At 60.4% G+C, this 20,438-nt stretch carries 21 protein-coding genes and 1 riboswitch; of the genes, 13 read left to right on the top strand and 8 right to left on the bottom strand.

Features of this window, described 5'->3' with window-relative positions; genetic code table 11:
- Positions 1 to 45: 45 nt before the first annotated feature.
- The 3 genes from C7477_RS11565 to C7477_RS11555 all read right to left on the bottom strand — a co-directional run bounded on the left by C7477_RS11565 (position 46) and on the right by C7477_RS11555 (position 3,097).
- Positions 46 to 915, bottom strand: a complete 870-nt coding sequence (locus C7477_RS11565; protein ID WP_110752254.1) for an SDR family oxidoreductase — start codon at positions 913 to 915, stop codon at positions 46 to 48.
- Positions 915 to 2,042 carry a tRNA epoxyqueuosine(34) reductase QueG gene (queG, locus tag C7477_RS11560; RefSeq protein WP_110752219.1) on the bottom strand — a complete coding sequence of 376 codons (1,128 nt, stop codon included), beginning with the start codon at positions 2,040 to 2,042 and terminating at the stop codon, positions 915 to 917. Before queG ends, C7477_RS11565 begins: the two co-directional genes overlap by 1 nt.
- A gap of 362 nt (positions 2,043 to 2,404) precedes the next feature.
- Positions 2,405 to 3,097, bottom strand: coding sequence for a glutathione S-transferase family protein (locus C7477_RS11555; protein ID WP_110752217.1), 693 nt, complete (start codon positions 3,095 to 3,097; stop codon positions 2,405 to 2,407).
- 245 nt (positions 3,098 to 3,342) lie between these two features.
- Here C7477_RS11555 and C7477_RS11550 point away from each other — a divergent pair, with 245 nt between their 5' ends.
- Positions 3,343 to 4,149, top strand: coding sequence for an undecaprenyl-diphosphate phosphatase (locus tag C7477_RS11550; RefSeq protein WP_110752215.1), 807 nt, complete (start codon positions 3,343 to 3,345; stop codon positions 4,147 to 4,149).
- A gap of 144 nt (positions 4,150 to 4,293) precedes the next feature.
- On the opposite strand, the gene C7477_RS11545 is transcribed toward C7477_RS11550, so the two are convergent.
- The gene (locus C7477_RS11545) at positions 4,294 to 5,280 is read right to left on the bottom strand and encodes a complex I NDUFA9 subunit family protein (RefSeq protein ID WP_110752213.1); all 987 of its coding nucleotides are present in this window, start codon (positions 5,278 to 5,280) and stop codon (positions 4,294 to 4,296) included.
- A gap of 215 nt (positions 5,281 to 5,495) precedes the next feature.
- Between C7477_RS11545 and lepA the strand changes: the two genes are divergently transcribed.
- The 9 genes from lepA (at position 5,496) to C7477_RS11500 (ending at position 14,165) form a co-directional block, all read left to right on the top strand.
- Positions 5,496 to 7,304 (top strand): translation elongation factor 4, encoded by a 1,809-nt coding sequence (gene lepA / locus C7477_RS11540; protein WP_110752211.1) that lies wholly within the window; start codon positions 5,496 to 5,498, stop codon positions 7,302 to 7,304.
- A 283-nt stretch (positions 7,305 to 7,587) separates the two neighbouring features.
- Complete coding sequence (locus C7477_RS11535) at positions 7,588 to 8,829, top strand: hypothetical protein (protein WP_146226093.1); 1,242 nt, start codon at positions 7,588 to 7,590, stop codon at positions 8,827 to 8,829.
- A 117-nt stretch (positions 8,830 to 8,946) separates the two neighbouring features.
- Positions 8,947 to 9,048, top strand: a riboswitch (TPP riboswitch).
- A gap of 88 nt (positions 9,049 to 9,136) precedes the next feature.
- Positions 9,137 to 9,988, top strand: a complete 852-nt coding sequence (gene thiD, locus C7477_RS11530) for a bifunctional hydroxymethylpyrimidine kinase/phosphomethylpyrimidine kinase (protein ID WP_110752207.1) — start codon at positions 9,137 to 9,139, stop codon at positions 9,986 to 9,988.
- Positions 9,985 to 10,182, top strand: a complete 198-nt coding sequence (thiS, locus tag C7477_RS11525; RefSeq protein ID WP_110752205.1) for a sulfur carrier protein ThiS — start codon at positions 9,985 to 9,987, stop codon at positions 10,180 to 10,182. Before thiD ends, thiS begins: the two co-directional genes overlap by 4 nt.
- A gap of 1 nt (position 10,183) precedes the next feature.
- A complete protein-coding gene (locus tag C7477_RS11520; protein WP_110752203.1) occupies positions 10,184 to 10,954 on the top strand; it encodes a thiazole synthase in 771 nt (256 codons plus the stop codon).
- A gap of 2 nt (positions 10,955 to 10,956) precedes the next feature.
- Positions 10,957 to 11,562: a thiamine phosphate synthase gene (locus tag C7477_RS11515; RefSeq protein WP_110752201.1), complete on the top strand. Its 606-nt coding sequence runs from the start codon at positions 10,957 to 10,959 to the stop codon at positions 11,560 to 11,562.
- 162 nt (positions 11,563 to 11,724) lie between these two features.
- Complete coding sequence (locus tag C7477_RS11510) at positions 11,725 to 12,696, top strand: ABC transporter substrate-binding protein (protein WP_110752199.1); 972 nt, start codon at positions 11,725 to 11,727, stop codon at positions 12,694 to 12,696.
- Positions 12,693 to 13,388, top strand: coding sequence for a thiaminase II (gene tenA / locus C7477_RS11505; RefSeq protein WP_110752197.1), 696 nt, complete (start codon positions 12,693 to 12,695; stop codon positions 13,386 to 13,388). The genes C7477_RS11510 and tenA overlap by 4 nt, the downstream gene beginning before the upstream one ends.
- Positions 13,389 to 14,165 (top strand): ABC transporter permease, encoded by a 777-nt coding sequence (locus tag C7477_RS11500; RefSeq protein ID WP_110752195.1) that lies wholly within the window; start codon positions 13,389 to 13,391, stop codon positions 14,163 to 14,165.
- A 364-nt stretch (positions 14,166 to 14,529) separates the two neighbouring features.
- On the opposite strand, the gene C7477_RS11495 is transcribed toward C7477_RS11500, so the two are convergent.
- The gene (locus C7477_RS11495) at positions 14,530 to 14,760 is read right to left on the bottom strand and encodes a DUF6429 family protein (RefSeq protein WP_110752193.1); all 231 of its coding nucleotides are present in this window, start codon (positions 14,758 to 14,760) and stop codon (positions 14,530 to 14,532) included.
- A 127-nt stretch (positions 14,761 to 14,887) separates the two neighbouring features.
- Between C7477_RS11495 and C7477_RS11490 the strand changes: the two genes are divergently transcribed.
- Positions 14,888 to 16,003, top strand: a complete 1,116-nt coding sequence (locus C7477_RS11490) for a hypothetical protein (protein WP_110752191.1) — start codon at positions 14,888 to 14,890, stop codon at positions 16,001 to 16,003.
- 102 nt (positions 16,004 to 16,105) lie between these two features.
- Here C7477_RS11490 and C7477_RS11485 read toward each other — a convergent pair whose 3' ends face one another.
- From C7477_RS11485 to C7477_RS11475, 3 genes are all read right to left on the bottom strand, one after another.
- Positions 16,106 to 17,539: an aldehyde dehydrogenase family protein gene (locus C7477_RS11485; RefSeq protein WP_110752189.1), complete on the bottom strand. Its 1,434-nt coding sequence runs from the start codon at positions 17,537 to 17,539 to the stop codon at positions 16,106 to 16,108.
- Between the two features lie 193 nt (positions 17,540 to 17,732).
- A complete protein-coding gene (locus C7477_RS11480; RefSeq protein ID WP_425373559.1) occupies positions 17,733 to 18,641 on the bottom strand; it encodes an alpha/beta hydrolase in 909 nt (302 codons plus the stop codon).
- Between the two features lie 127 nt (positions 18,642 to 18,768).
- Complete coding sequence (locus tag C7477_RS11475; protein ID WP_110752187.1) at positions 18,769 to 19,116, bottom strand: RidA family protein; 348 nt, start codon at positions 19,114 to 19,116, stop codon at positions 18,769 to 18,771.
- Between the two features lie 718 nt (positions 19,117 to 19,834).
- Between C7477_RS11475 and rpmH the strand changes: the two genes are divergently transcribed.
- Together rpmH and rnpA are read left to right on the top strand one after the other, a co-directional pair.
- Positions 19,835 to 19,969 (top strand): 50S ribosomal protein L34, encoded by a 135-nt coding sequence (gene rpmH / locus C7477_RS11470; protein WP_068880068.1) that lies wholly within the window; start codon positions 19,835 to 19,837, stop codon positions 19,967 to 19,969.
- Positions 19,970 to 20,010: 41 nt separating this feature from the next.
- On the top strand, positions 20,011 to 20,379 hold the full coding sequence (gene rnpA, locus C7477_RS11465) for a ribonuclease P protein component (protein ID WP_110752250.1): 369 nt from the start codon (positions 20,011 to 20,013) through the stop codon (positions 20,377 to 20,379).
- Positions 20,380 to 20,438 lie beyond the last annotated feature (59 nt).

The raw sequence follows: 20,438 nt of genomic DNA, 5'->3' as shown, positions 1-20,438 counted from the left end.
GCGATTCCATTAAACCATGAACCGTTATAGGGTGAAGGGCGCTCCCTACCGCCAGCTATCCGCCCGCCACATCGCTGAAAACGCAGCACGATAATCCGTATAAGCGAATTCATAGCCCAGCGCCCGGATACGCTCGTTGGAGACGCGCTTGTTCTCGCTGTAGAAGGAGCGCGCCATCGGGGTCAGGTCGGCTTGCGCAAAGGGCACTTCCCGCGGCGGCGTCACGCCCATCAGGTCTGCGGCATAGGCGACGACATCCTGCGGCGGCGAGGGTTCGCTGTCGGTGACGTTGAAGACGCCGCCCGTGTTGACGCGAGCGAGAAAGCGCAAGGCGCCCGCGATATCGTGCACATGGATGCGATTGAAAACCTGGTCCTTCTTGACGATGCGCCGCGCCGTGCCGCGCTCCAGATTGATAAAGGCATTGCGGCCCGGACCGTAAATCCCCGAAAGGCGAAGGATCGCCAGCGGGATGCCGTGCCGCTCGCTTAAAGCTGTCCATACCTGTTCCGCCTCCATCCGTTCAAGGCTGCGGCGGGAGGTGGGATGGCACGGGGCCGTTTCATCGACCCACGCGCCGTCATGATCGCCATAGACGCCGACGGTCGAGAGATAGCCGATCCAGCGGATCGTGTTGCCCGGACGGCTGAGCGCGTCCTCGACCAGCGCCACCGCCGGATCGCCCTGGCTGCCCGGCGAAATCGAGATCACCACATGGGTGGAATTTGCGAGGCGGTCGAGAAGGGGCTGCGCAGGGCTCTCGCCGTCGAACAGAAGCGGCGCGATGCTTGCGTGTTCCAGCGCCGCGAAATTCGCCTCGCTCCGGGTGGTTCCGTCGATGCGTTCGGCATCATCCCTTACCAGCCGCGCAAAGGCCTTCGCCGAATAACCGGCCCCAAACAAAAAGATACGCATCAGTTCGCTTCCCATTCCGCCTGCACCGTAACATCCTTTTCCTGAGTTCCGAGGCGCTTCCGCCAACCGGCTACGTGTTCTGGACCCGCAAGTTGACCGAGCGCCCAGACCGCCGCTCCACGCACCAGGGGGGAGGGATCGGCCAGAAGCTGCTCCACCGGAGCAAGCAAATCGCCATCCTCTGAATTGCCCGCCGCGATCAGCACATTGCGCAGGAATCGGTCGCGCCCGATCCGCTTCACCGGCGAGCCGGAAAAGAAAGCGCGAAAGGCCGCGTCGTCAAGAGCCAGCAGATCAGCCAGGCGCGGCGCTTTCAAATCGTCCCGCGCCTTCAGCTTCATCTCGCTGGCAAGTTGCGCGAACTTGTTCCACGGGCATACGGCGAGGCAATCGTCGCAACCATAGATGCGATTGCCTATCGCCTTGCGGAATTCATGCGGGATCGGCCCCTTGTTCTCGATGGTGAGATAGGAGATGCAGCGCCGCGCATCGAGCCGGTAGGGCGCGGGAAAGGCTTGCGTGGGGCAGATGTCGAGACAGGCCCGGCACGAGCCGCAATGGTCCGCCTCCGCCTCATCGGGCGCGATTTCGGCGGTGGTGAAGATCGATCCCAGAAACAGCCATGAGCCGAATTCGCGGCTCACCAGATTGGTGTGCTTGCCCTGCCAGCCTATGCCCGCTGCTTCAGCCAGCGGCTTTTCCATGACGGGCGCGGTATCGACGAACACCTTCACATCGCTTCCCGCCCGCGCGGCGAAGCGGCTTGCGATGTGCTTGAGCTTGCCCTTGATGATGTCGTGATAATCGCGGTTTTGCGCATAGACGGAAATGGCGGCACGGTCCTTGCGCGTCAACACCGCGCGCGGATCGCGCTCCGGCCCATAGTTCATCGCCAGCATGATGATGGAGCGGACCTCCGGCCATAGCGCGCGCGGATCGCCACGCCGTTCCGCGGTCTCCTCCATCCATTCCATGGTGCCGTGATTGCCTTGGGCGAGATACTCACGCAGCCGCGCGCCGGCTTCAGGGATAGCGTCGGGCGTGGTGAAGGCGACCGCGTCGAAGCCCACCGATTTCGCCTCTTCGATCAGGAAGCGCTTGAGCTTTTCGGATCGAGTGTGTCCCATCTTAAAACGGATACGCCGGCGGGACAGCGCCCCCCTCTGGCCTGCCGGCAATCTCCCCCGGCTCTCCAGTCGTCATCCGAAGTCCTCGGGTTAAACCCGAGGATGACCCGAGGATCCACGGCAAGGGAGCATAAGCGGTCCTATCATCCGAAACGGAATCATGACGCATTATGCCGGGTATCGATCCTATCTGCTTGCTGGAATGCCCTGTTGCGGCGAAAAGCTCAGCGCTCCTCTGGCCGTGGATCCTCGGGTCATCCTCGGGTTTAACCCGAGGACTTCGGATGACGGCAGGTGGGAACGGGAGATGTCCGGCAGGACAGAGGGGGGCGCCTCGCGCTTCCATCGAGACTGGCCAGACTCTAAAAATCGAGGTCGCCATAATGGGCCACCGGGGAAAGCCCGCGCACCCGATCAGCGAGAAGCGACCGGAAGGACGGGCGGGATTTCATGCGCATGTACCAGTCACGCGCTGCCGGGTGATCCGGCCATTTGATTTCGCCCATGTAATCGAGAACGGAGAGGGCTGCCGCCGCCGCCATGTCGGCATAGCTCGGCTGCGCCCCGCCCAGCCAGTCGCGCGTCGCCGAAAGCCAGTCCACATATTTCATGTGATGGCGAATATTGTTGCGCGCGGCACGCAGCGCGGTGGAATCTGGCGGACTGCCGCCCGCCTCCGCCGCCATCTGCAGCTTGAACACCCGCTCGCGCGCGATGTGCCGCGTCACTTCATCGTCGAGCTTGCCCAAAAACCAGTCGACCAGCCGGCGCACTTCCGCGCGCTCGCTCGGGCTTTCGGGCAGGAGCCGGCGGTTGCGCTTCAATGCGCCGCGCGTCTCGTCAAGATATTCGGCGATCACCGTCGCCCCGGCGATAGGCACATCGTTTTCCGCCAAGAGCACCGGCAGCGTGCCCGCCGGATTGAGCGCCAGAAATTCCTTGCGCCGCGTCCATGGCTTCTCCTCGATCAGCTCGGCTTCTACGCCGTACTCGCTGAGGATCAGCCGCGCATAGCGCGAGCCGGAGGACATGGGGTGATGAAAGAGCGTCAGCATGGTTGCGTGCGATGGTCTTTCGAACTGGAGCGTTAAACAAAAATGTTTTTGCGGGTCTCGCGCCCGAACACTTCAGGCGGATTGGCATTTAGGCGGGCTGGTATTTCATCCGCCGGCATCGTACTTCTTTCGCCGTCTGATTCCCGGCCAGCCCATAGGACAAACCTATAGGAGCAACGAATGCGGGAAACAAGCGATCCCTGCCATTGTTCCACGGCAACTCTTGTCAGCGAAAGTTTCCCCGCATGGATATCAAAACTTTTTTCGATGCCGCGATCCTGGGCCTCCTCGAAGGCTTGACCGAGTTCATCCCTGTCTCATCGACGGGCCATCTGCTACTGGTGGGCCATTTTCTCGGATTTCGCTCGACAGGGAAAACCTTCGAGGTGCTGATCCAGCTGGGCGCGATCCTCGCCATCCTTAGCGTCTATTTCGGCAGGCTCTGGAACCTGGCGCTAAGCCTGCCGCGCAAGGCGCAAAGCCGGCATTTCGTGTTCGGCATTCTCCTCGCCTTCCTGCCCGCCGCTATCATCGGCGCGATGGCGCATGGCTTCATCAAGTCGGTGCTGTTCGAAACGCCTGTTCTCGTCTGCATCATGCTTATCCTTGGCGGTTTCGTGCTTCTCTATGTCGACCGCCTGCAATTGAAGCCGCGCTATCACGAGGTGATGGATTATCCGCTGTCGCTCTGCCTGAAGATCGGCTTCTTCCAGTGCCTGGCGATGATCCCCGGCGTCTCGCGCTCCGGCTCCACCATCGTCGGCGCGCTGCTCTTGGGCGCTGACAAGCGCTCGGCGGCGGAATTCTCCTTCTTCCTCGCCATGCCCACCATGGCCGGCGCCTTCGCCTACGATCTCTACAAGAACCGCAACATCCTGAGCTTCGACGATGCGACACTCATCGGCATCGGCTTCGTCATGGCCTTCATCTCAGGCGTCTTCGTCGTGCGTCACTTGCTCGACTACGTCTCGCGCCACGGCTTCCGGCTGTTCGCCTGGTGGCGGCTGATTGTTGGGACGGTTGGGTTGGTGGCGTTGCTGGTTTGGGGGTGATGACCCTTCTTCCCTCCCCCTTGCGGGGAGGGTGGCCCGCAGGGCCGGGTGGGGGTGGTGCAGAACTGAGCGCAACCGTCTCCACCCCCATCCGCCCGCTCCGCGGGCACCTTCCCCGCAAGGGGGAAGGAGGAGGAGGCGCCTTTACGCCATCCCCTTCTTCGTAAACTGTCCCTGCTCCCTATAGCGCCAGAGATAGGTCGGCAGCACCACGTCGGTTCCCGTCGGGCGGATGCCGACCCCCTCGAGCGTGCGGCCTTCGCTTGACGCTTCGTTCGAAACAATATTGTCGTGCTGCAGCAGCGTCACCTGATCGCGGGTGATAACCGGCTTCGGCATAAGCCCCGCCACGGAGCCGATGATCCGCGCCGCAAACCACGGAATGGTGAGAAGGATTCGCTTGCGGTCGATCACCTCAAGCATCTCCTCCATGCAGCGGCGGAAGCTCATCACCTCCGGGCCGCCAAGCTCGTAGATCTTGCCGTGCTCGACTGTGCCATCCACCGTACGCGCGATGATCTCCGCCACGTCGCCGACATAGACTGGCTGGAACGTCGTGTGACCGCCGCCGATGAGAGGCAGGAAGGGCGAGAAGCGCGCCATATTGGCGAATCGGTTGAAGAAATGATCTTCCGGCCCGAAGATGATCGAAGGGCGCAGGATGATGGCGTGCGGCAGCACCTCGTGCACGGCCCTCTCGCCTTCGCCCTTGGTGCGGGCATAGACCGAGTCCGATTGCGGATCGGCGCCGATGGCCGACATATGGGTGAGCGGAATGCCATGCGCCTTGGCCGCTTCCGCCACCGCCCGCGCGCCCTCGACCTGCACCGGGTCGAAGCGCTGCCCGCCGGTTTCAAAGGCGATGCCGACCAGGTTGATCACATGGTCCGCGCCGCGTAACGCCGGCTCGATCGATTGCGGATAGCGCAAATTGGCCTGCACGGGTTGGATCTGGCCCATATTACCGAGCGGCTGGAGATAGGGCGCCAGCGTCGGCCGACGCACTGCGACACGCACCCGGTAGCCGCGCTGCGCCAGCGAGGCCACCACATGGCGGCCGACGAAGCCCGATCCGCCGAAGACGGTGACGAGTTTCGGTTTGTTGAGAAGACCCGTTTTCTCGACGGCCATGGCACAATCTCCTGCAATGCTTACAAGCATTTTGCGGCCGGATAGTTCCATCCGGCAACTGCAAAATGCGGCTCAAATTAAATCTGGCGCTGATGTACTGGGTTTTTTCACGCGCTGAAAGGGGTATGATGCAACGGACGCGCATTCCCGTGTGTTCCCTGTCATTTCCCGCTTTCCCTCTTTGCGTTTTCGTGCTCGCCTGCTAAATCGCGCGCATGAGCACACCATTGGACCATATTCGCAATTTCTCCATCGTCGCCCATATCGACCACGGGAAATCCACGCTTGCCGACCGCCTGATCCAGCTGACCGGCGGGCTGGAGCTGCGCGACATGAAGGAACAGGTGCTCGACTCGATGGATATCGAGCGCGAGCGCGGCATCACCATCAAGGCCCAGACCGTCCGCCTGCACTACAAGGCGAAGAACGGCGAGGACTATGTGCTGAACCTGATGGATACGCCCGGCCACGTCGATTTTGCCTACGAAGTCTCCCGCTCGCTCGCCGCCTGCGAGGGCTCGCTGCTGGTGGTCGATGCCAGCCAGGGCGTCGAGGCGCAGACGCTCGCCAATGTCTATCAGGCGATCGACAACAATCACGAGCTGGTCGTGGTGCTCAATAAGGTCGATCTCCCGGCCGCCGAGCCGGAGCGCGTCAAGGAGCAGATCGAGGATGTCATCGGCATCGACGCCTCCGAAGCGGTGATGATTTCCGCCAAGACGGGGTTCGGCATCGAAAATGTGCTGGAGGCGATCGTCGAGAAGCTGCCGCCGCCGAAGGCCGGCGACCGCAACGCACCCCTGAAGGCGATGCTGGTCGATAGCTGGTACGATGCCTATCTCGGCGTCATAGTGCTGGTGCGCATCATCGATGGCGTGCTGAAAAAGGGCCAGACCATCCGCATGATGGGCACCAATGCCAAATACCCGGTGGAGCGCACCGGCGTGTTCACGCCGAAGATGGTGAATGTGGACGAACTGGGTCCCGGCGAGCTCGGCTTCATCACCGCCTCGATCAAGGAAGTGGCCGACACCCGCGTCGGCGACACCATCACAGAGGATCGCCGCCCGACCGAGAACATGCTGCCGGGCTTCAAGCCGGCGCAGCCCGTGGTCTTCTGCGGCCTCTTCCCGGTCGATGCCGCCGATTTCGAGGATTTGCGCGCCGCCATGGGCAAGCTGCGCCTCAACGACGCCAGCTTCTCTTTCGAGATGGAAACCTCCGCCGCGCTGGGTTTCGGCTTCCGCTGCGGCTTCCTTGGCCTGTTGCATCTGGAGATCATCCAGGAGCGTCTGGAGCGGGAGTTCAACCTCGACCTCATCGCCACGGCTCCATCCGTCGTCTACCACATGAAGATGACCGACGGTTCGGTGAAGGAACTGCATAACCCCGCCGATATGCCCGACGTGGTGAAAATCGCCGCAATCGAGGAGCCATGGATCCGCGCCACCATCCTCACGCCCGACGATTACCTGGGCTCCATCCTGAAACTCTGCCAGGAACGCCGCGGCATCCAGGCCGATCTCTCCTATGTCGGCCCGCGCGCCATGGTCACTTACGAGCTGCCGCTCAACGAAGTGGTGTTCGATTTCTACGACCGGCTGAAATCGATCTCCAAGGGCTACGCCTCCTTCGACTACAACCTGTCGGACTATCGCGAGGGCGATCTGGTCAAGATGTCGATCCTCGTCAATGACGAGCCGGTCGATGCCCTCTCCATGCTGGTCCACCGCTCCGCGGCGGAAAAGCGCGGCCGCGTGCTCTGCGAGAAGCTGAAGGAACTGATCCCGCAGCACATGTTCAAGATCCCCATCCAGGCCGCCATCGGCGGCCGCATCATCGCCCGCGAAACCATCTCCGCGCTGCGCAAGGACGTGACCGCCAAATGCTACGGCGGCGACGTCACCCGCAAGCGCAAGCTTCTGGAAAAGCAGAAGGAAGGCAAGAAAAAGATGCGCCAGTTCGGCAAGGTGGAGATTCCACAGGAGGCGTTTATTCAGGCGCTGAAGATGGGGGATAATTAGAGGGGGCGTGCTCAGGCGCTCTTTCCATTGCCCATGGTTGCCGCCCGTTTTATCCTCTGCGCCCTTCCTTTTTTCATAGCGGCCTGCGCTTCTCCCGCGCCGCGTCCCGCTGCTCCAGTCGCGGACAATAGGGCGCCCCTCTCCGCCGGAATCAAACCGCTGACGGTGGAACAGGAGGAAGAAATTAGGGGAAAAGTTACTGGACAATAGGTATCGGATGGGTGTGCAACGCAGGCCTATTCAGTTAATTTTCGTGCTTGCTTATAGAGGGGGCTTAACTGCGATGAATAGAAGAACCATAATTTCAGGCGCCATGTTTGGCGGCGTGGCTGCAGTGGCGGGAAAAGCAGTCGCTCAGGTGCCCACCGATACTCACGGGGCAGACCTTGACGCGAAGTCAGAGGCGGATGACCTCTTCAACAAGCTGATCTCGGAGGGGCCGAGTTTTACGGTCAAGGGAAACCTTGCGATATCGAATTACACAGCGCCATTCCTCGGCGAGTCATTCATTCATATCAAAAACAATGGCCGTATATCCTGCACACTAAGAGTAACGTCCAAATGGACCGGATCTCGTGAAAAGTCCTATATCAACAACGATACCTCGCTATATGAGGTTTTCAACGATGTGAAATCCGACAGCAGCAATCGCAGCTGGGCGGGATCGTTCGCGAACGCCTGGAACAACATCCCGGCGGGCGTTACGGACGGCGGTACCCGCGTGGGCGTTATCGGTTGGGCGACTTCGGTAAATAATCACGGATATAAGCACGAAGGCACACTCAACCGGCAAATTGGCCTGCACGGGAGAGCAGGGTTTCAATCGGCGGGCTCTGGATCAGAAGCGATTATCGAGGACGCCATAGGCGTTCTCGGCGAGGTTTTAAGCGATTCCGAAGGTTCTACTATAGTAAGCGCTACAGCGGGGTCGTTTGTCAGTGCGGGCAAGGTGGGCAGAATAAAAGATAATTATGCCGTTTATGCATCGGCCAAAAATGGTGAAACCTCGAACTACTCGTTCTATGGAGCCGCCGGTACTTTTTACAATGAAGGCCCGGTCGCCATCGGCAATAAGATGGGACAATCGAAGGCGCAAGTCAGCGTAAGAAAAGAGGGCAACGCATACGAGTTCGGCCACCCTGACCAGAATGGATATGGCAATAATCTGGGGGCGACGCAGCTTGCCGGCTATCCATTTCTCGCACTGTGCGCGGAAGTGGAACTATCCGGCGACACATATAGAACCCGTGGCAAGCCGGGAACGTTGATTTGGAACAATCTGGCGGGTGAGATGGTCTTTTCCCGCCTTCCAGACCCCGATGCTTCAGGGCAGGCTCCGGTGGAAAGCGCGCGCTTTGAAGCGGATGGGCATTTGGTTCTGGCCGAGACGCCTATCCTGAAACGCGAGACGAAGCAGTCTTCGAACGCCCCTGGAAAGGTCGGAGAGATGTGCTGGGACGAAGATTACGTTTACATATGCGTTGCGCCGGACACATGGAAACGCGCTGTACTGTCCAATTGGTAGTTATGGGCATTGCAACTGTAGCGCACCGAATGGGGCGCTACTTGCGTTCCGCCCTACGGTAACGTCCCCTCCCGTCCCGCTTGACCCAGCCCCATTTTCGCCCTATCTCATCACCAGCAAAATTCGTTGGGGTGCCGAAAGGCTGAGAGGTGTTCACGCGCCAACCCATTGAACCTGATTCAGGCTAATACCTGCGTAGGGAACGGAGTTGGCTCGTTTTTGGACCCGAGGGAAGTTTCCCCTCTTTGGACTCTCAGTCCATCGGTCCCCAGGCGTTTCCAAAGTTCCGTTCCGGAATGGAAGCGTCATGACGAGACTGGAAATACCTCGCCCTTCAATCTCAAGCATACCGATATGCGTCACCATCGCCGGGTCCGATTCCGGCGGCGGCGCGGGTATTCAGGCGGATTTGAAGACCTTCTCCGCGCTGGGCTGTTATGGCGCCAGCATCGTCACCGCCATCACCGCGCAGAACACGAAGGCGGTGACCGCCGTCCATGATATTCCGGCGGATGTCGTCACGGCGCAGATCGAGGCCGTTTTCAGCGACCTCTCTGTCTATACCGTCAAGATCGGCATGCTGTCCGTGCCGGAAACCATCAATGCCGTGGCGGCGGGGCTTGCCGGGTTTGCGCAGCCCATCGTGCTCGATCCGGTCATGGTGGCCAAATCCGGCGACCGTTTGCTCAGCATGGAAGCCATCTCCACCTTGCGTGAAAAGCTTCTTCCCCGCGCGACGCTGCTGACCCCGAACCTGCCGGAAGCCGCCTGTCTGCTTGAATGCGATGTTGCGCAGGACGTGGACGAAGCGGTTGAACAGGGCAGGGCGCTGCTGGCGCTGGGCGCGGGCGCGGTCTTGATGAAGGGCGGCCATAGCGAAGCGAGCGAATGCGTTGATCTCCTGATCCGCGATGGCCTGCCACCCTTCAGGCTGACGGCGCCGCGCATCGCTACCCGCAACACCCATGGCACTGGCTGCACGCTGTCATCCGCCATCGCCGCCGGGCTGGCGAAGGGGCTATCGCTGGAAGACGCCTTCACCGCCGCCCATGCCTATCTGCAAGGCGCGATCCGCGCCGCCGGCCAGCTCAACGTCGGTTCCGGCAACGGCCCCGTGCATCATTTCCATGCGATGTGGAATTTGGGAGTCGAGCCATGAACATCATTCTCAACGGCGAGCCGCATGAAACCGATGCGGCGACGCTCCTGGCGCTGCTCACCGAACTCGATCTGGCTGAGGCCGTCGTCGCCACCGCCGTCAACAGCGAATTCGTGAGCGCGACAAAGCGCGGCGAAACCGCCCTTAAAGACAACGACCGGGTGGAAATTCTCGCACCCATGCAAGGAGGCTGAAATGCTTGAACTTTACGGTACCTCTGTTTCGAGCCGGCTCATGCTCGGCACCGCGCGATATCCTTCGCCAGCCATCCTTGCTGATGCGGTGCGCGCGTCCGGGACCGGTATCGTCACCGTGTCGCTGCGGCGCGAAACCGGGCCGGACAAACAGGGCCAGGAGTTCTGGGCGCTGATAAAGGAGCTAGGCGTGCGCGTCCTGCCCAACACCGCCGGCTGCTACACCGTGCAGGAGGCGGTTACCACAGCGCATATGGCGCGTGAACTGTTCGGCACGCCGTGGATCAAGCTGGAGGTGATCGGCGACAAGGAGACGCTGTGCCCGGATGTGTTCGGCTTGGTCGAGGCCACGCGAATCCTCGCCGAAGATGGCTTCGAGGTGTTCCCCTATACGACCGAAGATCTGATCGTCGCCGAACGGCTGGTGGAAGCGGGCTGCAAGGTGCTGATGCCCTGGGGCGCGCCCATCGGCTCGGGCCGCGGATTGAACAATGCGTTCGGATTGAAGACGCTGCGGGCGCGTTTCCCCGGCATTCCGCTGGTGGTCGATGCAGGCATCGGCGTGCCTTCGCACGCGGCTGAGGCGATGGAGATGGGCTATGACGCCGTCCTCATCAACACCGCTGTCGGCAAGGCGGGTGATCCGGTGAAGATGGCTCAAGCCTTCGCCATGGCGGTGGAAGCCGGACGGCTTGGCTATGAGGCCGATCCGATCGACGCGCGGGACATCGCCACGCCTTCAACGCCCTTCGCCGGCAAGGCGGCGTTGTAAAGATGGAACTCGATCCGTTCTATCCGATCTTCGATTCCTCGGCTTGGCTAGAAAGACTATTGCCGTTCGGCATCAAGCTCGTGCAACTGCGCATCAAGGATGCGGACGAGGAAACATTGCGCGCCGAAATCCGCCGCGCCCGCGATCTCTGCTCGTTTTATCAATGCCAGCTCATCGTCAACGATTACTGGCGGCTCGCTATCGAGGAAGGCTGCGATTTCGTCCACCTCGGCCAGGAAGATCTGGACGAGGCCGATCTCGATGCCATCCGCAAGGCGGGGCTGAAGCTCGGCGTTTCGAGCCATGACGAGACAGAACTGGGCCGCGCGCTGGCGGTCAAGCCGGATTATATCGCGCTCGGCCCGATCTATCCGACCATTCTCAAGAAGATGAAGTGGGCTGAGCAGGGGCTGGAGCGGCTCACGACATGGAAAGCGCGGATCGGCGAAATCCCGCTCGTCGCCATCGGCGGAATGAATGTGAACCGCGCGCCCGGAGCCTTCGCCGCCGGAGCCGATATCGTTTCCGTCGTGACAGACATCACGCTCAACAGCGATCCGGAAGCGCGGGTCAGACAATGGTTAGAGACCACCCGACGTCATGCATGATGAACCGATGCAGTTGCCCCTCACCCTTACCCTCTCCCCGCAAGCGGGGCGAGGGGGGCATCGACGCTGCCGCTTCGCCCGATTCCCCGTCCTTACGGGGAGAAGGTGCCGGCAGGCGGATGAGGGGCAGCTGTATCGCCCAACAACCGAGGGACACTTCCGATGAAAATTCTTTGTTACCTACTTGCCTTTTTGGTTATCGCAACCCAAGCCCACGCCGATGACAAGCTGAAGCTCATCCTCGACTGGTATGTGAACCCGGATCACGGTCCCATCATCGTGGCGGACAAGCTCGGATACTTTAGGGATGCCGGGTTGGATGTGGAAATCATCGCGCCCGCCGACGCCTCGACGCCTTCGAAGATGGTGGCCGCCGGACAGGCCGATCTCGCGGTGTCATACCAGCAGCAGGTGCATCTGCAGGTGCATCAGGGTCTGCCGCTGATCCGCGTCGGCACGCTGATCGACTCGCCGCTCAACTGCCTGATGACCCGTGACGACGGCTCGGTCAAATCAATCGAGGATTTGAAAGGCAAGAAGATCGGCTATTCGGTCGCTGGCGTGGAAGAATCGCTGCTCGGCACCATTCTGGCCAAGCATGGACTGAAGCTTTCCGATGTCGAACTGATCAACGTGAATTTCTCCCTCGCGCCGTCGCTGATGTCGAAACAGGTCGATGCTGTCATGGGCGCCTATCGTAATGTCGAATTGAACCAGATGGCGGTCGCGGGCGTCCCGGGCAAGTGCTTCCCTGTCGAGGAAGAAGGCGTCCCCGCCTATGACGAGCTGGTCTATGTCGCGAACAAGGACAAGCTCGACAAGGCGGAGGAGGAGAAAATCTCCCGCTTCCTCGCCGCCACCGAAAAGGCCGCGCAATATATCGTCAATCACCCGGACAAGAGCTACCAGATCTTCGCCTCCTACAGCACCGAGCTGAAGGACGATTTGAACCAGCGCGCCTGGAAGGACACGGTCGCCCGTTTCTCCCGTTCCCCCGCCGGTCTCGATTACGGTCGCTGGGGCCGGTATGAGGCCTATCTGAAGGAGAACGGCCTCGTTCCGTCCATCTTGCCCGTAGACAAATTCGCCGTCGACGTGAATGCGCAACTCGCCGCCGGGAGCACCAAGCCATGAGCCTGCCGCAGCCGCATTTTTCGTCCGAGCTTTTTACGGCACTCCGCGCGGCGACGCTCGATGACTGGAAGCCCTATATCGAGCATGAATTCGTGGCCCGGCTTGGCGACGGCACGCTCCCTAAAACCGCGTTCCTGCATTATCTCAAGCAGGATTATGTCTACCTGCATCATTACGCCCGCGCATGGGCGCTCGGCGTCGTCAAGGCCGCGACCTTGCAGGAAACGCGGTTCTGCGCCTATATCATGCACGGGCTTGCGCATATGGAGTTGCCGCTGCATGTGCGCCTCTGCGCCCGCGAGGGGATCGGCGAGGACGAGCTTTTCAACATCAGGGAGGAGCCGGAAAACCTCGCCTATACGCGCTATGTGCTCGATTGCGGACAGACAGGCGATTTCCTCGATCTGCTGACCGCGCTTATTCCCTGCGCGCATGGCTATGGCGAAATCGGCCTCGATCTCGCCGCCACCGCCACGTCAGGCACGCCCTACCAGGAGTGGATCGATACCTATGCGGGTGCTGACTATCAGGGGATGTGCCACACGGTCGGCAAGCTCTTCGACAGGGCAGCGAAAGATCGCATCGGCGAGGATTTCGAGAAAAGCCCGCGCTGGCCAAGGCTCTGCCAGATTTTCGCGACCGCAAGCAGGCTTGAAGCGGGTTTCTGGCAGATGGGGCTCAAGGCGGCGTAAGTGGAGACTGTGCCTCCAAGCTCCCGCACAAGGCGTATCGTCGATGGCATCCTGTCGGCGCTCGCCGCTCTGGCCGTCTGGCAGGCAATCGTCAGCATCGGGCGGATGCCGGGCTTTATCCTGCCCGGTCCGCTGGATGTCGCCTATGCGCTGGTCGGCAATGCAGGCCTGATTGCAGACAATGCCGTCGTCACCATTGGCGAGGTGCTGGGCGGCCTTTTCCTCGGCAGCGCGGTTGGCATCGCCACCGCCATTGGCCTGATGATGTCGCCGCTCGCACAACGCCTCGTCATGCCTGCGATGATCTTCAGCCAGGCGATCCCGATTTTCGCGCTGGCGCCGATCCTCACGCTATGGCTTGGCTACGGTCCGGCCTCGAAGGTCGCCGTCACGGTATTGATGATATTCTTCCCCGTCGTCTCCACCTTTTTCGATGGCATGAGCCGGACAGATCGCAACCTTATCGATGCAGCGGAAATTCTGGGCGCGAAACGGGCTACAATCCTGTTTCGCATCCGCATCCCATCGGCCTTTCCGGCGCTCGCTTCGGGCCTGAGCCTTGCCGCAGTCTATGCGCCCATCGGGGCGGTGGTGGGTGAATGGGTCGGCGCGTCCAAGGGGCTCGGCTACCTGATGCTGCTCGCCAATGGCCGGGCGAAAGTCGACCTGATGTTCGCCTGCCTGTTCGTGCTGGCAGCCTTCACAATGCTGTTGCACGGCGTTGTTTCCCATGCCGGAAAACGCCTGGCTGCATGGCCGAAGAAGCTTGCAAAATAAAGTATAAAAACAGCGCGAAATAGACGGGTTGAAAGAAGACTCTTCTGCAACCGCTTGCTATGAAAATCTATCGATAGCGGAAGCAGAAAGTGCCGATCCAGCCGGCGCACTGACGAGGATGGGCCGCGTCAGCATTGGCAGTGCCTCGCCGTCGATACGGAGTGATAAATATGGGCTATTATGTGCCTATCATAGTCACGCTGGAGATAAGGAAAACCCGCACTGGCTGGACTGTCCGAGTGCGGGTGAATTTCCTAGTCTAGCGAAACGGGGGTCAGGGGTTCGTGCTCCTGACCCTTGCTCCGGTAATCTACTGCCCCACGCGGTCTTTTTCAAGAGGTGGCCCGTTTTCCGTAAGCGTGGCTCACCTTTCTTTGGCGAACATCTGGCGGAAAAGCCTCTCCGAACGGGCAATTCCGTCTTCGGTAAGCCGGACGGATTTCGCCTTGTTGACCGGATCGCCGATAAAACCCTTCTCGTGCAGGCGGTTCAACGCGACCCAATCGAACCCTTTCCAGGCGCGACCGTCCCTGTCGAGCGTTAGATAAAGCAGCGCGAGAACGGCGTCGTCTATCTTGTCCTCATCCACATCCATCACGAGAGCTCCCTTCGTTACAGAGCCGTTCCTTTATAAACCATGCACCACGGATGGCGGCTTGGCGGGCCGGATGCATACGATTATTACCGTCGCTTACGGCTCAACTTCAAGGATTGCCCTGCGCATGAGCGAATATCAATACTATGAGTTTCAAGCGATCGATCAACCGCTGGACAGAGCCGCTCAGGAAGAATTGCGGTCGTTCTCGTCACGGGCGCGGATCACAGCGACGAGTTTCACCAATCATTACAATTGGGGTGACTTCGATGGCGACCCGCGCGCCTTCATGGAGCAATGGTTCGACCTGCATCTTTATGTCGCGAATTGGGGCGCACGGCGGTTGATGATGCGGGTGCCGAAGCGTTTTCTCGACCCTGCGGCTCTCGATCTCTTCCTTCGTGAAATCGATTGGGTTGATGCGTCGATTTCCGGCGATGATGTGATCATCGATATTAGCTGGGACGAGGATGAGCCACCCGAGGAATGGGATGACGGCACAGGCTGGCTCGCCATGCTTGCGCCTCTGCGTGCCGATGTCCTGGCGAGCGATCTGAGGCTGTTTTATCTCCTATGGCTGCAGGCGGTCCAATGCGAGCTTGTTTCCGATGATGAACTCGAACCGCTGCCAGGTATCGGCCCCTTGACCGGTGCGCTCGAAGCCTTCGCCGAGTTCTGCGGTATCGATCGCAACCTTGTGGAAGCCGCTGCGGAATCCGGCGTGAGCAATCTGCCATCCAAAGACATGCTGCGTGAGGCAGTGGCCGCAATCAGCGAGGACGAAAAGACGGAGCTTCTCCTGCGTCTTGTCGAAGGCGACAGCCATGTTGCCGCCGAGTTGAAAGGCAGGATTCGCGCTGATTATCAGGCATCATCCGTACCGTTGCGGACGGTCAGCGCATTGCGGAAGCGGGCGCGGGAAATCGCGGACGAACGCGAGCGTGCCGAGGCAAAGCGTCGCGAAGCCGAACGGCGTATCCAGGCCGAACAAGCCGAAAAAGCACGCCAGGTCCGGCTCAAATCGTTGAGGCAGCGCGGCGCGAAAGTTTGGAGCGAGGTCGAGGAGGAAATCGAGCGCCGCAATGCATCCGGCTACGACAAGGCGGCAAGTCTCATTTCAGATCTGCAGGCACTGGCTGCCGAGGATGCAAACCAAAGCGAATTTGCCCGGCGGCTTTCGGCTATTCGTGCGCGGCACGAAACGAAACGCAAATTCATCGAGAGGCTGAACAAGCTGGTATGATTAAAGCATGATCCCAAAAAGTTGCAGACTTTTTGGATAAGATCATGCGGCTAAAACAAAAGGCGCCACCGGCCCGGAAGCCGGTGGCGCTCACATTGGCGATCAAGCCTGCGTATAGGCCGTCTTGACGACGGTGTAGAACTCCGCCGCATATTTACCTTGCTCGCGCGGGCCGTAGGAAGAACCCTTGCGGCCGCCGAACGGCACGTGGAAATCGACGCCGGCGGTCGGCAGGTTGACCATCACCATGCCGGCTTCCGCGTTGCGCTTGAAATGCGTGGCGTGTTTCAGGCTGGTCGTGGCGATGCCTGAGGACAGGCCGAACGGCGTGTCGTTGGCGACGGCAAGCGCTTCCTCGTAATCCTTGACGCGGATGACCGATGCGACGGGGCCGAAAATCTCTTCGCGGCTGATGCGCATGGCGTTGGTCGCTTCGGTGAAGAGCGTGGGCTGCAGGTAGAAGCCCGGCGTTTCGCGGTCGAGCCGTTCGCCGCCAAAGGCGATCTTCGCGCCCTCTTGTCTGCCGATCTCGATATAATCCATGTCCTGCTTCAACTGCGTCGCGTCGACCACCGGGCCGATATGCGTGCCGGGCTTCAGCGCATCGTCGACGACAAGACCCTTCAGCCGCTCCGTCATGGCGGCGACGAACTTGTCGTGAATGCCATCGGTGACGATGAGGCGCGAGGACGCAGTGCAGCGCTGGCCGGTGGAGAAGAAGGACGAGTTGACGGCGGATTCGACGGCGACCGAAAGATCGGCGTCATCGAGCACGACGAAGGGGTTCTTGCCGCCCATTTCCAGCTGGAACTTGCGGTTATGCTCGATGGACGCCGCCGCCACGCGCTTGCCCGTGCCGACCGAGCCGGTAAACGTGATGGCGTTGATATCAGGGCTGTCGAGCATGGCCTGGCCAACGATCGAGCCCTTGCCCATGACGAGGTTCAACACTCCCTTGGGCAGGCCGGCGCGATGCAGGATATCGACGATGGCCCAGGAGCAGCCCGGCACCAATTCGGCCGGCTTGAACACGATGGTGTTGCCATAGCAGAGCGCAGGCGCGATCTTCCAGGCCGGGATGGCGATCGGGAAATTCCAAGGCGTGATGATGCCGACGACGCCGACCGGCTCGCGGGTGATCTCGACGCCGATGCCCGGACGCACGGAGGGGATGATTTCACCTACAAGGCGCAGCGCCTCGCCGGCGAAGAAATCGAAGATCTGACCGGCGCGGATGGTTTCGCCGATACCCTCGGCAAGCGTCTTGCCTTCCTCGCGTGAAAGCAGACGGCCAAGCTCTTCCTTGCGGGCCATGATCTCATCGGCGGTCTTGCGCAGGATCGCGTGGCGTTCGAGGATGCCCGAACGCGCCCAGGAATGCGACGCGGCCTTGGCGGCGGCGATGGCTGCCTTCGCCTCTTCCAGCCCGGCGGATGCATACTCTCCGACGACATCGTTCGTGTCGGACGGATTGATGTTGGGCACTTTGCTCTCACCGATCCATTCGCCGTCAATCAGGTTCTTGTGAAATGTCATTTTGCCCGTCCTTCCGTTCATGCCTTGCAGCGAGAGCACCGGCCCGAAAATGGGGTTTTCGGGAAAGCCGGATGCGCAGATTGAATAATGCGGATTGCAATGAAGATTGCCGTTGTTACCTACGCCCGAGATGGGGTGCTTTCAAGGCCATAAGTACGATAATTGGATGACAAAAGGCCAGCGTCTCGGACGACTAGTCCGAGGTGGGCGATGGCAGGGCCCGGCTCGCCGGCTTGTCCGCCTGCATCGACACGGCGGGAGCGCCGTCCGGTCCCTGCGTCCCCAGCCATTCGCTGACGATGCGCACGTCTTCGTCACCCAGAAGATGTCCCGTGGCGACGGTGCGGGAATCCACCCGCGCGCCGTTCGAGCGCAGGAGCGTCGAGAGCGCCGGGGCATAGGGCGCGTAGACCTTGTCCTGGCTGCCAGCGACGGTCAGCACATTGGCCTTTGACAGATTGGCGACGGGCGTTTCGTCCAGCACCGGCATGGGGCGCATCAGCACCGCGCGTTTGACGAGATCCGGATGCAGCAGCATCGTCGCGGCGAGGAGGTTGGCGCCGTTGGAATAGCCGACGAAGGTGGCGCGGCTCAAATCCAGATTATGCCCCTCCGCCAGCTTCGTCAGGAAGATGACGAAGGCATCGGCTTCGGCGCGCACATCCTTCTGGTCGAATTTCACCGGCGTGATGCTGCGGTACCAGCGGGTACGGCCTTCCTGCAACACGCGCCCGCGCACGCCGAGCAGCACGGCATTGGGCCAGATTTTCGAGGCAAGCGGCACGAGGCTCGTCTCATCGCCGCCCGAGCCGTGCAGGAGGATCACCGTCTTGGCCGTAGGGCTTTCAGGCCGGTAGAAACGATAGAGGAACTGCGGATTGCGGACGATTTTCTGTCCGGCTTCCGGCTGGCCCGTTTCATTTTTCTTTTTCATCACTATGCCTTCACCCAGCCTCACACCTGCCGGCCCCTGCTTCATATCGGCCTTTTTGATATCGGCAGGGGTGGCAACCGGACGTGACGGTTCCGATGCCATTGCCGGCAATGCCAGACCCAGGGAAAAGACAATGGACAATGTACGCATAGAAGGATTCTTCACCATGAGCACATTTTGGCAGGGAGAAGTTAACCCAAGTTTTAGGCTGTGTTGATATCCAAACGATGACATTGTTCACACCCCGCCTGAATCTCAACACAAGCCAATCTCAACACAAGCCGGCTACGCGCTCTCAATCGAGAGCGGCGGTGACGATGATTTCAACTTTGTATTCGGGACCGGCGAGCTTCGCCTCACCCGTGGCGCGAGCAGGCGTGTTGGCCGGATCGACCCAGGCGTCCCAGACCGCATTCATTTCAGCGAAATTCGCCATGTCGTCGAGCCAGATGATCGCCTGGAGAATCTTGGACTTGGCTGAACCTGCCTTCGCCAGAAGCTGATCGATGGCGGCAAGAATGGCTTTCGTCTGCGCGGCAACGCTTTCTCCCGGCGCGCCGACTTGTCCGGCGAGATAAACGGTGTGACCGTGGATGACGGCCTGGCTCATGCGCGGGCCGGACTCGATGCGGCGAATGCTCATTGATAAACTCCTGTTCTAGAGCGCCGCGCGTCCAATTGGACGCGCAAAGGACGCTCTAACACTTTTAAATACTGCATAATTTTATCCTTAAATCGAATTCGATTTAAGGAATTATGCAGTGGTGTCGCCCCCGATGGAAGGGATCGGGACAGGAGCCACTATCACAGAATGGAGCTAGCCGCAGGTCTTTTTCGGTAAAATGGCGGGCTGCACGGCCTGGCCCCATCAAGCCAGGCCGTGGCCCGCAGCAGGGTATGTCAGCGGCATGGAGCGATGGGTTACCCATGCGCCGACTGGCGTCCTGCACGTCTCATCCGTTACCCGGCCCCCTCCTCCCAGGCCGGAAGCCCCCATCTGGCTCATCCGGATGCTCAAAGGGACCCATCCAGTGCCGGAGCGGTGAATCAACCTTCGATTGCTCGATCAAGCCACAGTTCATTAAGGTTGTAAAGACGAATTATTCAACTATCGAGAGCGGTGTCATTATTACCAACAATACCATCGAGGCGGTCGGGAAACTTGCTGTTCCCCATGAATTTCTAATGGAATAGAACGTCATTCCCCCAGCAATTGACTTGGGATTGGGTTGCATATATATGCCGCCCCACGTTCGGACTTCTTGGCCTGACGGCAGTTTTGTGCTGCCTGACGCCAGCCGGGCCAGCTCCTGTTAAATCAGACAGAACCAAGAAGGGCCGCACGCCGCGGTATTAAAAAAATGAAGCGCACCTACCAACCGTCCAAGCTTGTCCGCAAGCGCCGTCATGGTTTCCGTTCCCGCATGGCTACGCCGGGCGGGCGCAAGGTCATAGCCGCTCGCCGCGCCCGCGGCCGCAAGCGGCTTTCGGCTTAAGGGCCGATCCGCGCGTGACCCGCGCGGCGGTCAAGAGCACCATGACAGAACAAAAGCCACTCCGCCTTCGCAAGAGAGCGGAGTTTTTGGCTGTAAGAAATGGCGAAAAGCGGCGGGGTCCGCTATTTTTGCTGGAAGTCAAGGCGCGTACCGAGGCGGAGTCCGCCGCTGCGAAGGTAGGCGATAGACCACGCGTGGGTCTGACCGTCACCAAGAAGAACGGCAACGCGGTCATCCGCAACCGCATCCGCAGGCGCCTGCGCGAGGCCATGCGCGCCAATGCAGGTGACATGGCCGACGGTACCGACTATGTGATCGTTGCACGCCGCGAGGCGCTTGATGCGCCCTTCACCGAACTTGTCCGGGAACTCGCCAAACGGGTTGCCAGACGCGCTGAACAAAAACGCTGATCCGGCTTGAGCAGGATGTAATTGAACCGCACACATCCTGCTCAAAGTCTTTAGTTTTA

The organism is Paramesorhizobium leguminum, from assembly GCF_003217235.1.
Taxonomy (GTDB): domain Bacteria; phylum Pseudomonadota; class Alphaproteobacteria; order Rhizobiales; family Rhizobiaceae; genus Paramesorhizobium; species Paramesorhizobium leguminum.
Note: the sequence above shows the minus strand (reverse complement) of the source record. Positions and strands in the feature narration are given on the sequence as shown.

Excerpts from the sequence above, each read along its gene's own strand:
- C7477_RS11475 (WP_110752187.1), bottom strand. The coding sequence starts at position 19,116 with ATGAGCATTCGCCGCATCGAGTCCGGCCCGCGCATGAGCCAGGCCGTC.
- rnpA (WP_110752250.1), top strand. The coding sequence starts at position 20,011 with ATGACAGAACAAAAGCCACTCCGCCTTCGCAAGAGAGCGGAGTTTTTG.
- C7477_RS11545 (WP_110752213.1), bottom strand. The coding sequence starts at position 5,280 with ATGGCCGTCGAGAAAACGGGTCTTCTCAACAAACCGAAACTCGTCACC.
- C7477_RS11485 (WP_110752189.1), bottom strand. The coding sequence starts at position 17,539 with ATGACATTTCACAAGAACCTGATTGACGGCGAATGGATCGGTGAGAGC.
- C7477_RS11535 (WP_146226093.1), top strand. The coding sequence starts at position 7,588 with ATGAATAGAAGAACCATAATTTCAGGCGCCATGTTTGGCGGCGTGGCT.
- lepA (WP_110752211.1), top strand. The coding sequence starts at position 5,496 with ATGAGCACACCATTGGACCATATTCGCAATTTCTCCATCGTCGCCCAT.
- rpmH (WP_068880068.1), top strand. The coding sequence starts at position 19,835 with ATGAAGCGCACCTACCAACCGTCCAAGCTTGTCCGCAAGCGCCGTCAT.
- C7477_RS11550 (WP_110752215.1), top strand. The coding sequence starts at position 3,343 with ATGGATATCAAAACTTTTTTCGATGCCGCGATCCTGGGCCTCCTCGAA.
- C7477_RS11515 (WP_110752201.1), top strand. The coding sequence starts at position 10,957 with ATGGAACTCGATCCGTTCTATCCGATCTTCGATTCCTCGGCTTGGCTA.
- tenA (WP_110752197.1), top strand. The coding sequence starts at position 12,693 with ATGAGCCTGCCGCAGCCGCATTTTTCGTCCGAGCTTTTTACGGCACTC.
- queG (WP_110752219.1), bottom strand. The coding sequence starts at position 2,042 with ATGGGACACACTCGATCCGAAAAGCTCAAGCGCTTCCTGATCGAAGAG.
- thiS (WP_110752205.1), top strand. The coding sequence starts at position 9,985 with ATGAACATCATTCTCAACGGCGAGCCGCATGAAACCGATGCGGCGACG.
- C7477_RS11480 (WP_425373559.1), bottom strand. The coding sequence starts at position 18,641 with ATGGTGAAGAATCCTTCTATGCGTACATTGTCCATTGTCTTTTCCCTG.
- thiD (WP_110752207.1), top strand. The coding sequence starts at position 9,137 with ATGACGAGACTGGAAATACCTCGCCCTTCAATCTCAAGCATACCGATA.
- C7477_RS11520 (WP_110752203.1), top strand. The coding sequence starts at position 10,184 with ATGCTTGAACTTTACGGTACCTCTGTTTCGAGCCGGCTCATGCTCGGC.
- C7477_RS11565 (WP_110752254.1), bottom strand. The coding sequence starts at position 915 with ATGCGTATCTTTTTGTTTGGGGCCGGTTATTCGGCGAAGGCCTTTGCG.
- C7477_RS11510 (WP_110752199.1), top strand. The coding sequence starts at position 11,725 with ATGAAAATTCTTTGTTACCTACTTGCCTTTTTGGTTATCGCAACCCAA.
- C7477_RS11495 (WP_110752193.1), bottom strand. The coding sequence starts at position 14,760 with ATGGATGTGGATGAGGACAAGATAGACGACGCCGTTCTCGCGCTGCTT.
- C7477_RS11490 (WP_110752191.1), top strand. The coding sequence starts at position 14,888 with ATGAGCGAATATCAATACTATGAGTTTCAAGCGATCGATCAACCGCTG.
- C7477_RS11555 (WP_110752217.1), bottom strand. The coding sequence starts at position 3,097 with ATGCTGACGCTCTTTCATCACCCCATGTCCTCCGGCTCGCGCTATGCG.